This window comes from Collimonas sp. GW821-FHT02H07, from assembly GCF_059421505.1.
In genome coordinates this window covers 1-12,485 of sequence record NZ_JBWKVC010000018.1, presented here as the reverse complement: position 1 = coordinate 12,485, position 12,485 = coordinate 1, and the positions used below count along the sequence as shown (strand labels likewise).

The 12,485-nt window shown below is 61.7% G+C and carries 10 protein-coding genes and 1 tRNA gene; 6 read left to right on the top strand and 5 right to left on the bottom strand.

Features of this window, described 5'->3' with window-relative positions; all coding sequences use genetic code 11:
* Window position 1 precedes the first annotated feature (1 nt).
* The 3 genes from AC07V8_RS22415 to AC07V8_RS22405 form a co-directional block, all read right to left on the bottom strand.
* Window positions 2-77 (bottom strand) — tRNA-Lys (locus tag AC07V8_RS22415).
* A 173-nt stretch (window positions 78-250) separates the two neighbouring features.
* Window positions 251-724 carry a transposase gene (locus tag AC07V8_RS22410; RefSeq protein ID WP_494680269.1) on the bottom strand — a complete coding sequence of 158 codons (474 nt, stop codon included), beginning with the start codon at window positions 722-724 and terminating at the stop codon, window positions 251-253.
* A gap of 396 nt (window positions 725-1,120) precedes the next feature.
* Window positions 1,121-1,744, bottom strand: a complete 624-nt coding sequence (locus tag AC07V8_RS22405) for a TetR/AcrR family transcriptional regulator (RefSeq protein WP_211441737.1) — start codon at window positions 1,742-1,744, stop codon at window positions 1,121-1,123.
* Between the two features lie 443 nt (window positions 1,745-2,187).
* Here AC07V8_RS22405 and AC07V8_RS22400 point away from each other — a divergent pair, with 443 nt between their 5' ends.
* The 4 genes from AC07V8_RS22400 to AC07V8_RS22385 all read left to right on the top strand — a co-directional run bounded on the left by AC07V8_RS22400 (window position 2,188) and on the right by AC07V8_RS22385 (window position 8,766).
* Window positions 2,188-3,399, top strand: coding sequence for an efflux RND transporter periplasmic adaptor subunit (locus tag AC07V8_RS22400; RefSeq protein WP_494680268.1), 1,212 nt, complete (start codon window positions 2,188-2,190; stop codon window positions 3,397-3,399).
* A gap of 81 nt (window positions 3,400-3,480) precedes the next feature.
* Window positions 3,481-6,717 carry an efflux RND transporter permease subunit gene (locus AC07V8_RS22395; RefSeq protein WP_494680267.1) on the top strand — a complete coding sequence of 1,079 codons (3,237 nt, stop codon included), beginning with the start codon at window positions 3,481-3,483 and terminating at the stop codon, window positions 6,715-6,717.
* 2 nt (window positions 6,718-6,719) lie between these two features.
* The gene (locus AC07V8_RS22390) at window positions 6,720-8,168 is read left to right on the top strand and encodes an efflux transporter outer membrane subunit (protein ID WP_494680266.1); all 1,449 of its coding nucleotides are present in this window, start codon (window positions 6,720-6,722) and stop codon (window positions 8,166-8,168) included.
* A gap of 133 nt (window positions 8,169-8,301) precedes the next feature.
* Window positions 8,302-8,766 carry a hypothetical protein gene (locus AC07V8_RS22385; protein WP_494680265.1) on the top strand — a complete coding sequence of 155 codons (465 nt, stop codon included), beginning with the start codon at window positions 8,302-8,304 and terminating at the stop codon, window positions 8,764-8,766.
* Between the two features lie 28 nt (window positions 8,767-8,794).
* Here the strand turns inward: AC07V8_RS22385 and AC07V8_RS22380 are convergent, their stop codons facing one another.
* On the bottom strand, window positions 8,795-10,039 hold the full coding sequence (locus AC07V8_RS22380; protein ID WP_494680264.1) for an MFS transporter: 1,245 nt from the start codon (window positions 10,037-10,039) through the stop codon (window positions 8,795-8,797).
* A gap of 320 nt (window positions 10,040-10,359) precedes the next feature.
* On the opposite strand from AC07V8_RS22380, the gene AC07V8_RS22375 reads away from it, so the two are divergent.
* On the top strand, window positions 10,360-10,959 hold the full coding sequence (locus AC07V8_RS22375) for a TetR/AcrR family transcriptional regulator (RefSeq protein ID WP_494680263.1): 600 nt from the start codon (window positions 10,360-10,362) through the stop codon (window positions 10,957-10,959).
* Window positions 10,960-11,121: 162 nt separating this feature from the next.
* Window positions 11,122-12,237: an alkene reductase gene (locus AC07V8_RS22370; protein ID WP_494680262.1), complete on the top strand. Its 1,116-nt coding sequence runs from the start codon at window positions 11,122-11,124 to the stop codon at window positions 12,235-12,237.
* Window positions 12,238-12,280: 43 nt separating this feature from the next.
* Here the strand turns inward: AC07V8_RS22370 and AC07V8_RS22365 are convergent.
* The coding region (locus AC07V8_RS22365) for a hypothetical protein (RefSeq protein WP_494680261.1) at window positions 12,281-12,485 on the bottom strand (205 nt) is incomplete at its 5' end.

The window sequence follows — 12,485 nt, the reverse complement described above, 5'->3', positions numbered from 1 at the left end:
TTGGTGGGGCGTGTGTGATTCGAACACACGACCTACGGATTAAGAGTCCGCTGCTCTACCAGCTGAGCTAACGCCCCAACAGGGGACGAATTATAGCTGCTGTTTATTATTTTTACTAGTTCTTCGTGTAAATTTCTATCGAGGCCGAAAAATGATGTTGTTTCCGGCCTTGCGGGAGCCCGTTCCGGGCCGCCAAATCCAAGGCCCCATCACCCCGAAAACCAGCGCCCGCGCCGATCTTGAGCGATTTCTACGGCGTCACCAGCCCGACCCAATGCAAGGTCGACTCCTCCGATGCAAGCTGCGCGCGCTGGGCCGGCTTGATCGCCTTGGCGGCATTGATGGCGGATTTATAAATGGTCTTCTTGGCTTTTCTTGCCAAACGCTGTTCGATGCGCTGCGTATACATATCGCCGTATTCGGCAATCTGCTCCAGCATCTGCACCAGCTCCTCGTCTTCCAGCTCGCTGCGCGTCAGCTGGCGCCAGAAATCGCATTCGGTCCAGCGCCGGAAGCGCATGTACACCGTACTGGAATTGCCGAACTGCTGCGGCAGATGACGCCACAGACTTTTGTTCAGCACGATCCAGAGCACCGCTTCGATGAACAGCCGGTTGTTTTTTGCGCGGGCTCCGGGGTCGCTCGACTTGCCGGTCAGCAGCGGCTCCAGCTTTTGCCATTGACCATCTCGAAGTTTGATTTCATGTCTTTGTATCTGATTCATCACGACAGCCTCTAGAAAAATTCTTGCTTGCGCCAAACGCCTCTGCTCGTGACCGCTTCAATTTGCCGTCGACAGCGACAAGTTCTGCCGCCAGGGGAAACAAACTGCATAGCGATACGACTGAGACCCAGGCTTATCATTCTAGCCACCCGTCATATCAATTAATGTAGGACCGGTCTGAAAATGCGAGCGTCATGTCAGCATATGCTGTGCCGGCACCGGCCGCGAGACCGGGGATTCAACTATCAGCGAGGCACGGGGAAAGGCCGCTGGCGGGAGCCGCCAGGACGGCTGGAAACGCTACGCGCAGCGCAGCGATGCACGGCCAGGCATCAGCCATGACCGGATGGAAGGGAAAGTACTGAGCCTGCAGTCAGGATCTAGGGCGAACAGCGCTCAAGCCGGATCCGGCCAGGCGCGCATCGCCTGCGCGCCGATTGCCAGCAGCTTCTCGCGGCTGGCGTTGTCGCGCGCCTGGGTCGACATGCCGTGAATGACGGTCACGAAAAAGCTGGCCAGCGCAGCGGTATCGGTATCGGCCGCCAGATCGCCTTCGCTGATGCCGCGATCCAGGCGCACCTTGATGCCGCTCTCCATCTGCATGCGGTATTCCGCCAGCACTTCCTGCACATGGGACGACGCCGCGGTGCAATTGGTGGCCGAGGTGACCACCATGCAGCCGGGCGGCTGATTGGGGTCGCTTTGCGAGACGGCGATCACTTCCAGGTAACTGCGGATGCTTTCCTTGGCGGTCAGCGCTTCGGCCGCGATCGAGGCGAAAAAGCAGGGTTTCTTCTGCAGATAATATTCCACCGCTTCCAGGAACAGGCGTTCCTTGTCGCCGAAAGCCGTGTACAGGCTGGGCGGGGTGATTCCCATGGCGCTGGTGAGATCGTTGAGCGAGGTCGCCTCGTAGCCGTAGCGCCAGAAAACCAGCATCGCGCTTTCCAGCGCTTGCTCCCTATCGAAGGATAAAGGGCGGCCTGGCTTCTTGCGCGGCTTGTCTTGTGTCATTTCCATAGTGATCGATATTAAACCACTTGACAGCGGAAAACAAGCCCGCTAGAGTCACACTCTAATTCGTAGTGATCACTATTGAATAATGATCATCCGGCCTTAAATGTGGCCACATGGAAATTTTAGTGTCTCACAGAATCAAGTTTGGCGTATTGCCCGGCCGCTTTTTGCCCTTTGGACAGAGATTGCAGGGTGGATTTGGAGGATCAGACAAGAAGTGTGCAGTAAGCGGCTATCGGCCGATGCCTCGCCACCTCTATATTGCTAATCGTGATTTGCAGCAATTGCTCTGATTTCCCCAACCACCTCTTCCCGAATCCGGCCGGAATGCAGTAACAGCCAAGCAGCTGTCGATTCCAGATCGCGGTTCACCCTGCTTTCTTTACCAGTTTTCTTTTTTGCCGTTTATTTCTTTTCGTCTCGCTTATCGTTACCAGGGGCCCCAAATGCACACTTCGACACCATTACTCTCTCGCAAAGCCATTGCCATCGCCGTCGGCATCGTCATCCTCGCCGCTGCGGGCACTGTCACCCTCACCAGCCGCGCCGCCAAGCCGGCCGCACCGCCGCAGGCGGCGGCATCGGTTTCGGTAGCCTCGGTGCTGGAAAAATCAGTCACCGAATGGGATGATTTTTCCGGACGGGTGGAAGCCATCGAGCGCGTGGAAATACGGCCGCGCATCTCCGGCACCATCGACGCCGTGCATTTCCAGGAAGGCCAGCTGGTCAAGAAAGGCGACCCGCTGTTCACCATCGACCCGCGCCCATATCAAGCCGAACTGGCGCGTGCGGTGGCGACCCAGGCCGGCGCGCAGGCCGGCTTGTCGTTGGCCAAGACCGAACTGGCGCGCACCAGCCGCCTGATCGAAGAACACGCGGTCGCCCAGCGTGAACTGGACCAGCGCAACAATGCCCTGCTGGAAGCCGACGCCAGCCTGAAAGCGGCCGAAGCGGCAGTGCTGAGCGCGCGCCTGAACCTGCAATACACGGCGATCACGGCGCCGGTCAGCGGCCGCGTCTCGCGCGCCGAGATCACGGTCGGCAACCTGGTCGGGGCCGGCGTCAGCTCCCCTGCCCTGACCACCGTGGTGTCGGTCTCGCCGGTATACGTCAACTTTGAGGTCGATGAGCAGACCTATATCCGCTACGCCGCCAACGGCGCAGTCGGCAATTCCGGCGTCAAGAACCTGCCGGTGTCCATCGGCCTGGCCAGTGAAGACGGCTATCCGCACCAGGGCCAGATCAAGGCTTTCGACAACCGTCTCGATACCGCCTCCGGCACGATGCGGGTGCGCGCGGTGTTCGATAACCCCAACGGCACCCTGACGCCCGGCATGTACGCCCGCGTGCGCACCGGCGGCGCGGCGGCAGAGACCGCCGTGCTGATCGACGACAAGGCGGTCGGCACCGACCAGGACAAGAAATACGTCATGGTGCTGGGCGCCGACAACAAGGTCTCCTATCGCACGATCAAGCTGGGCCCGATCGTCGACGGCCTGCGGATCGTGCGCTCCGGCCTCAAGAAGGATGAACGGATCGTCGTCAACGGCCTGCAGCGGATCCGGCCGAACGACACAGTCACACCGGTGACGGTAGCCATGGACGGTGAGTTGCTCGCGCCAGCGAAGAATGCACTGGCCGTGGCTGCAGCTAAATAACAAGGGCGCCGACGATTACCAAGGCGATATCAGCACAATCGCACACCGCATCGACGCCAACACACAGCAGAGCCCAACACCATGAATATTTCTAAATTCTTTATCGACCGCCCGATTTTTGCGGGCGTGCTATCTGCGATCATCCTGATCGGCGGCCTGATTTCCATGCTCAGCCTGCCGATCTCCGAGTACCCGGAAGTGATTCCGCCCTCCGTCATCGTCAAGGCGCAGTATCCTGGCGCCAATCCGCAAACCATCGCGGAAACCGTCGCCACGCCGATCGAAGAGCAGATCAACGGCGTCGAAGGCATGCTCTACATGTCTTCGCAGGCCACTTCCGACGGCCTGATGACGCTGACCATCACCTTCAAGCTCGGCACATCGCCCGACCTGGCGCAGCAGCTGGTGCAGAACCGCGTCAACCAGGCCTTGCCGCGCTTGCCGGATGTGGTGCAGCGGCTGGGCGTGACCACGGTCAAGAGTTCGCCCAACCTGACCATGGTGGTGCATTTACTGTCGCCTAACGACCGCTATGACATGGCTTACCTGCGCAACTACGCGGTGCTGAACGTCAAGGACCGGCTGGCGCGCCTGCCCGGCATCGGCTCGGTGCAGCTGTTCGGCTCCGGCGACTATTCGATGCGGGTCTGGCTCGATCCGCGCAAGGTGGCTGAACGCGGCCTGGCCGCCACCGATGTGGTGAACGCCATCCGCGAACAGAACGTCAACGTCGCCGCCGGCGTGATCGGCGCTTCGCCTGCGGTTCCCGGCGTCAATTACCAGATCTCGGTGAACGCCCGCGGCCGCCTGGCCAACGAAGAAGAGTTCGGCAACATCGTGATTCGCACTTCGCCCGACGGCGTGGTGACCTATCTGAAAGACGTGGCGCGCATCGAACTCGGCGCCAGCGAATACGCCCTGCGCTCGCTGCTGGACAACAAGCAGGCGGTAGCGATTCCGATCTTCCAGGCGCCCGGCTCCAACGCCCTGGAAATCTCCGACAACGTGCGCGCCACCATGGCCGAGCTGAAGAAAGACATGCCGGAAGGCGTCGACTACAAGATCGTCTACGATCCGACCCAGTTCGTCCGTTCCTCGATCGAAGCCGTGGTGCACACCCTGCTGGAAGCGATCCTGCTGGTGGTGATCGTGGTCATCATCTTCCTGCAAACCTGGCGCGCCTCGATCATCCCGCTGCTGGCGGTGCCGGTCTCGGTCATCGGCACGTTTGCGGTGATGATGGGCCTGGGCTTTTCGATTAATGCATTGAGCCTGTTCGGGCTGGTGCTGGCGATCGGGATCGTGGTCGATGACGCCATCGTGGTGGTGGAAAACGTCGAGCGCAATATCGAAAACGGCTTGTCCGCCAAGGAAGCCACCTACAAGGCGATGCGCGAAGTGTCGGGACCGATCGTGGCGATCGCCCTGACCCTGTGCGCGGTGTTTGTGCCTTTGGCTTTCGTCAGCGGCCTGACCGGCGAGTTCTTCAAGCAGTTCGCCTTGACCATCGCCATCTCGACCGTGATCTCGGCCTTCAACTCGCTGACCCTGTCGCCGGCCCTGGCCGCGTTGCTGCTGAAAGGCCACGGCGCCAAGAAGGACGGCTTCCAGCGTGCCATCGACCGTGTCTTCGGCGGTTTCTTCTCGGTGTTCAACAAGGTCTTCCATCGCGGCTCGACCTCGTACGGCGAAGGCGTCACCGGCATCCTCAAACGCAAGACTGCCGCCCTCGGCGTGTATGCCGTGCTGATCGGCCTGACCATGCTGCTGTTCCACACCGTGCCGAACGGCTTCATCCCGGCGCAGGACAAGCAGTACCTGGTCGGCTTCGCCCAGCTGCCGGACGCTGCCTCGCTGGACCGCACCGAAGACGTGATGCGCAAGATGTCCGAAATCGCGTTGAAACAGCCTGGCGTGGAATCGGCCGTGGCCTTCCCTGGCCTGTCGATCAACGGCTTCGTCAACAGCCCGAACTCCGGCATCGTGTTCACCACGCTGAAGCCGTTCGACGAACGCCGCAGCGCCGATCAAAGCGGCGAGGCGATTGCGCAGCAGCTGAACCAGAAATTCGCGGCCATCCAGGGCGCCTTCATTGCCGTGTTCCCGCCACCGCCGGTACAGGGGCTGGGCACCATCGGCGGCTTCAAGCTGCAGATTGAAGACCGCGGCGCGCTGGGCAACCAGGCCTTGAACGACGCCCTGCAAGCTTTCATGGCGAAAGCGCACCAGGCGCCGGAACTGGCCGGCATGTTCTCCAGCTTCCAGATCAACGTGCCGCAGCTGTACGCCGACGTCGACCGCGTCCGCGCCCAGCAGCTGGGCGTGTCCATCCCTTCGGTGTTCGACACCTTGCAGATCTACCTGGGCTCCCTGTACGTGAACGACTTCAACAAGTTCGGCCGCACCTTCCAGGTCCGGGTCCAGGCGGATGCGCCGTTCCGCGCCCACGCTGAAGATATCGGCTTGCTGAAAGCGCGCAACGACAAGGGCGAAATGGTGCCGCTGTCCTCGCTGCTGAAGATGACGCAAAGTTACGGCCCCGACCAGGCAGTGCGCTACAACGCCTTCCCCTCGGCCGACGTCAACGGCGGCCCGGCGCCCGGCTATAGCACCGGCCAGGCCCAGGCAGTGGTGGAACGCATCGCGGCCGAGACCCTGCCGCGCGGCATCAGCTACGAATGGACTGAAATCACCTATCAGGACAAGATCGCCGGCAATACGCTGTTCATCATCCTGCCGCTGTCTATCCTGCTGGTGTTCTTCGTGCTCGCTGCGCAGTATGAAAGTTTGACGTTGCCACTGGCGGTATTGCTGATCGTGCCGATGGGGATCCTGTCGGCGATTGCCGGCGTCTGGCTGACGCGGGGCGACAACAACATCTTCACCCAGATCAGTCTGATCGTGCTGGTGGGGCTGGCGTGCAAGAACGCCATCCTGATTGTCGAGTTCGCCCATGAGCTGGAGCTGCAAGGCCGTTCCATCTACGCTGCCGCAATCGAAGCTGCCCGCCTGCGTCTGCGGCCTATCCTGATGACCTCGATCGCCTTTATCGCCGGCGTCGTGCCACTCATCCTGTCTTCCGGTGCGGGCGCCGAAATGCGCCATGCAATGGGCGTGGCGGTGTTCTCGGGAATGATCGGGGTGACGGCTTTCGGCCTGTTCCTGACGCCGATCTTTTATGTACTGTTGCGCACCCTGGCATCGCGCTGGACTAGCACCGGCAAACACGAAGCCGAAGCCTATACCGGCCCGGTCCCTGGCGCGCACGGCAGCGCTGTACCCGTGATTGCCAGCAGCGCGCAAATTGAAGGAATCTGAACATGAAAAGCGTTAACTTGAAACTGACTGCAATGATGGCCGCGCTGGTGCTGGCCGGCTGCTCCACCACCAAACCGCCGGAACAGGTCGCGGTCGACATGCCAGCCCAGTATCGCGAAGCCGCAGCGCTGGACGGCAGCTGGAAAGTGGCGCAGCCTGCCGACGCCGCCGACCGCGGCGCCTGGTGGTCGGTGTTCGGCGATGCCGAACTCAGCAAGCTGATCACCGACGCCACCCAATCCAGCCCGACCCTGGTCATGGCCCTGGCGCGCGTCAAGGAAGCGCGCGCCACCGCCGGCCTGGCCGATGCCGACCGCGCCTTCCAGCTGGGCGCCGCCTTCGGCCCTACCCGCCAGGGTACGGCCAGCGCCACCTCCACCCAATGGCAGGCGCAGCTAGGCGCGTCCTATGAGGTCGACCTGTTCGGCCGCCTGTCAGACAGCAGCCGCGCCGCCCGCCTCGATGCCGAAGGACAGGAAGCAGCGTACCGCTCGGTGCTGCTGGCGCTGCAGGCCGACGTCGCCCAGCAGTATTTCGCGATCCGCTCGCTCGATTCGGAACTCGACGTGCTGCAGCAGACCATCAAGCTGCGCCAGGAAAACCTGCGCCTGGTGCAGCATCGCTACGATGCCGGCGACACCAGCGAACTGGATGTGGCGCAAGCCCAGACCGAACTGTCGGTGACCCAGGCTGAACAGGAAGGCGTCAGCCGCAACCGCGCCCAGCGCGACCATGCGCTGGCGATCCTGCTGGGCAAGGCGCCGGCGCAGTTCACTTTGGCTACCGCGCCGTTGCAGCCGGTGACGGTCAGCGTGCCGCCCGGCCTGCCATCCGACCTGCTGGAACGGCGCCCGGACATCGCCCAGGCGCAGCGCCAGCTGGCCGCCGCCAGCGCCCGCATCGGCGTCGCCAAGGCCGGCTTTTTCCCGAGCCTGGTGCTGACCGCTTCCGGCGGCTTTGCCTCGGACGCGCTGCACAACCTGTTCCAGTGGTCCAGCCGCAGCTGGATGCTGGGGCCGTTGGTCGGCAGCGTGCTGAACCTGCCTTTGCTGGATGGCGGCCGCAACAAGGCCAACCTGGCCAAGGCCGACGCCAACTATGAATCGGTGGTGGCCAACTACCGGCAGCAGGTGCTGGTCGGCTTCCAGGATGTGGAAGACAACCTGAGCGCGATGCGCACGCTGGATAACCAGATCCGCTTCCAGGAAGACGCCGTGAAATCGGCGCAGCTGGCCGCGCGCCTGGCCGATTCGCGCTACCGCAACGGCTCGACCAGCTATTTCGAAGTGATCGACGCCCAGCGCTCCAGCCTCTCCGCGCAACGCGCCAAGAGCCAGAGCGTCGGCCAGCGGGCGGTGGCGTCGGTGGGCCTGATACGGGCGCTGGGCGGCGGCTGGGGCGCTCCAGCCGCTGCTTCCGCCGCAACACCTGCCGCACTGGCGGCCAGGTAAGCAAACTTGTCGGCATGAATATGGCGATGCCTGGCAGTGCTGCCAGCATCGCCATTTTTTTCGTCAAGATAGGGCTTGCACAACGATTGCGGGCAGCTTAATCTTTTCACTTCGCCCACCTTCCTCTCCCATCATGACCACTCTTGCGCCATCCGCCAGCATTGACCAATCTGAAATCGACGCGCTGGTGCGCGCCTTCTTTTCCGTATTCACCAACAAGAACGGCGCCCGGCCTGATGTCGACGCCATCCATGGCATGTTCATTCCCCAGGGCCTGATCATCAAATGCAACGGCGGCGAGCGCGAGATCTACACGCTCCAGCAATTCATAGCGCCGCGCCTGAAGCTGCTGACCGGCGGCCGGCTGGTGGACTTCCAGGAACAGGAAGTATCGGCGCGCACGGATATCTTCGGCGGCATTGCGCAACGTTACAGCGTCTATGAAAAGAGCGGCGTACTGGACGGCAAGGCGTTTCACGCCTACGGCGTCAAGACCCTGCAGCTGATCCGCATGGAAGACGGCTGGAAGATGGTTTCCCTAGCCTGGGAAGATGAGCGGGACGGTCTCGGCATTCCCGCTCAGCTCAAGCGCAGCTAGGGCCTGTTAACACTGCAACGGCAGCAAATCAATCCCGGATATCGCGCAAAGGCGACGCTTTTATCAGCCCGAAAGTCAGCAGGCTGCCGCCCGCCGCGATGGCGATCAGGCCGCTGCGTACGCCCAGGTGTTCGGCAATCCAGCCGGCCGACAAGGCGCCCAGCGGCGCCGCCGCCACCGTCATGAAGCGCATGGTCGACACCATGCGGCCATGGAACGCGTCCGGCGTCAGTTTCAGGCGCAAGGCCAGGTAGGGCATGAAATACAGCATGGCGCTGCAATCGAATACAAACACCACTACCCCGTAAGCCAGCGCGCTCAGCAGGGACGAGCCGAAGATGGTGGACGGAATCGCCGCCAGCAGCAGCCAGGCGGCCGCGGTGCCGCCGAGGCCGATCAGGATCGTGCGGCCGCTGCCGAAGCGCCGCGACAACGGCTTGAGCAGCATCGAGCTGACCAGCACGCCGAAGCCGCCCAGCGTTTGCGCAGCGCCCAGCACGCCAGGCGACATGCCCAGCTGCCGCGTGGCGAACAGGATCTGCAGCGCCAGATAGCCGTTGAACAGTATCTGCCACAGCGCGGTGCCCCAGGCCAGCGCCCACAGCACTTCGTGATTCCTGACCATCTTGATGCCGTCCACCATTTCGCGGAACGGATGGCGGTTGGACGGCGCCGGATAAGGATCGCGCTTGCGCAGGTAACGCAGGTTCCACCATGACGACAGGAAGCTGAGGGCATTGACCAGCACCGCCACCGGCGCCGTCAACACCTGCACCAGCATGCCGGCGATGCCCGGACCGATCAGGCGCGCCATGGAATCGGTGGCGGCGAACTTGCTTTGCGCATCGAGCAGGTGTTCGCGGCCAACCAGTTGCGCCAGGAATACCTGGGCCGCGCTGCCGCCGACCACGAAGCCCACGCCCATCAGGAAACCCACTGTATAGAGCACATGCATGGAAAGCAGGCCCAGCCAGTAACTGATAGGGATCATCACCAGCACGCAGCCGAACAGGAATTCCGACCACAGCAGCACCGGATACTTGCTGCGGCGGTCCAGCCAGACCCCGGCCGGCAGCGAAAACAAAGCGAACGGCAAGGTTTGCAACGCAATCAGCGTCCCCATCTGGGCCGGCGTCGCATGCAGCAGCAGCACCGCCGTCAGCGGAATGGCCAGGCTGCTGATCTGTTCGCCGAAGCTGGCGATGGTGGTGGTCAGCCAGAAACGACGGAAATCGTGGTGGCGCAGCATCGGATCGGCCGACAGCTTGCGCATGAAAAATAGACGGAAGGCATTAAAAATGATGGCAACTCTTTGAAGGCGGCAAACTGGGTAAGTGAGCGAAATATGCGAGTGCGGCGCGCAAAGCTTTGGATAAAAAGCTTATGCAAATGATACCCGTTTGCCTGCAGATTTTACGTATTTCCACAAATAAATAAGCGGTTTTTGTCTTGAATGAGACACCTGGGAGACGCCTGTCCGGCTCCTGCCCAAAGCGCGATTTTTCAGCATGGGGCAACAAGGCTATTGTTGCCATTGATTTAATCAATCAAAGTCGTCAAGCATTTTGAGACGACTGGTCATATAATAGCGGCATGGATAAAGTTCACACCCCCAACGACACCCGCGCGACGCTGCTGGAAACCGGGCTCAAGCTGTTTGTCGAGCAAGGCTACAACGGCACCGGCATCAAGGAAATCGTCGATGCCGCCGGCGTGCCCAAGGGTTCGTTCTACAACTACTTCAAGAGCAAGGAAGACTTCGGCGGCGAAGTCATTTCGCACTACGCCGACGGCTTCGCCGCGACCTGGTCGACATATTTTGCCGAGGGCCCGGAGCAGCCGCTGGCCGCCTTGCGCTATACCTACGAACGCCTCATCAGCTACCACGAGCAGTGCGAAGTGAAAGCCGGCTGCCTGCTAGGCAATTTTGCCGCGGAAATGTCAGAGTCCAGCGAAGTGTGCCGGGTCACCCTGCAAGAAGTCGTCAGCGGCTGGCGCAAGCGCTTCGTCAGCTATCTGCGCAAAGCCCAGGCCGATGGCACGGTGCGCACCGACCTCAGCGCCGAACAGCTGGCCGATTTTTTCTGGAATGCCTGGGAAGGCGCATTGCTGCGCATGAAGATCGAGCGCTCGACGGCGCCGGTGCGGGCCTGCGTCAACCTGATGTTCGATCATTTTTTCTTGCCGCAATAGTTACCCTTGCTTGCAGCGTCATGCGGCAGACGGGGGAATTTGAATGAGATTTTTTAAAACAAATCCGAGACGACCGGTCATTTAACGAATATTGAATTGTTTTGCTTGCAGTAACCCAAACCATCTAGCGCCAGAGCGCGTTTTACTGAAAAAGGAATCAACATGAGTCACAACAAAGAAGCCCGCACCGAAGACAGCCTGTTCCAACCCGCACGCATCGGCGACATCGAGCTGGCCAACCGGATTGTCATGGCGCCGCTGACCCGCAACCGCGCCGGCGAAGGCAATGTGCCGAACGAACTGAACCTGAAGTACTACGCCCAGCGCGCCTCGGCCGGCCTGATCGTGACCGAAGCGACCCAGGTGTCGGCGCAAGCGCAAGGCTATGCCAACACGCCCGGCCTGCATACGCCGGAACAAGTCGCCGCCTGGAAGAAAATCACCGACGCCGTGCATGAAAAAGGCGGCCGCATCGTGGTGCAGATCTGGCACACCGGGCGCATGTCGCACGTGTCGTTCCAGCCGGACGGCAAGGCGCCGGTAGCGCCATCGGCCATCCGCGCCGACGCCAAGACCTTCGTGGTCGGCGAAGGCTTCGTCGACACCTCTGTGCCGCGCGAACTGACCCTGGCCGAAATCCCGGGCGTGGTGGACGACTTCCGCCAGACCGCAAGACGCGCCCTGGAAGCCGGCTTCGACGGCATTGAAATCCACGGCGCCCACGGCTATTTGCTCGACAGCTTCCTGCGCGACGGCTCCAACCACCGCACCGACAACTACGGCGGCAGCATCGAAAACCGCGCCCGCCTGCTGCTGGAAGTGGTCGCCGCGACCACTGCCGAAATCGGCGGCGGCCGTGTAGGCGTTCGGCTGTCGCCGGTATCGCCCGTCAACGACTCCAGCGAAAGCCAGCCGCAGCCGCTGTTCAACTACGTAGTGGAACAGTTGAACAAATTCGGCCTGGCCTACCTGCACGTAGTGGAAGGCCACACCGGCGGCCCGCGCGACAACGCCCCGTTCGACTACGAAGCGCTGCACCAGCGTTTCGACGGCGCCTGGCTGGTCAACAACGGCTACGACCGCATGATGGCCCGCGAAGCCATCGCCAGCGGCCACGGCGACCTGGTCGCCTTCGGCCGCGCCTTCATCACCAACCCCGACCTGGTGCAGCGCCTGCAACACAACCTGCCCCTCAACGTCCCCTTCAGCGACGCCCCGCTCTACGGCGGCGTAGGTGAGCACGGCTACACCGACTACCCGGCACTGACCGAAGCATAAGCCAAAGCAAAGTCTTCTCCAATCCCGCTTGCGCACCACCACTTTACGGCGAGCGGGATTTTTTTCGCCTGGAGATTTGTGAAGCTTGCTGGGGAAATGTGGGGCAGTGGCTTTTGAACTTGCCGTTGCTTTTGAAGTTGCCGCTGCCGTTGCCGTTGCTTTTGATGTTGGGGTTGCTTTTGACGTACCCCGCATTGAGACGTTGCCAAATCCGGCGCGTGTCAGCCGGGAATTGTGAGGGGCATGTT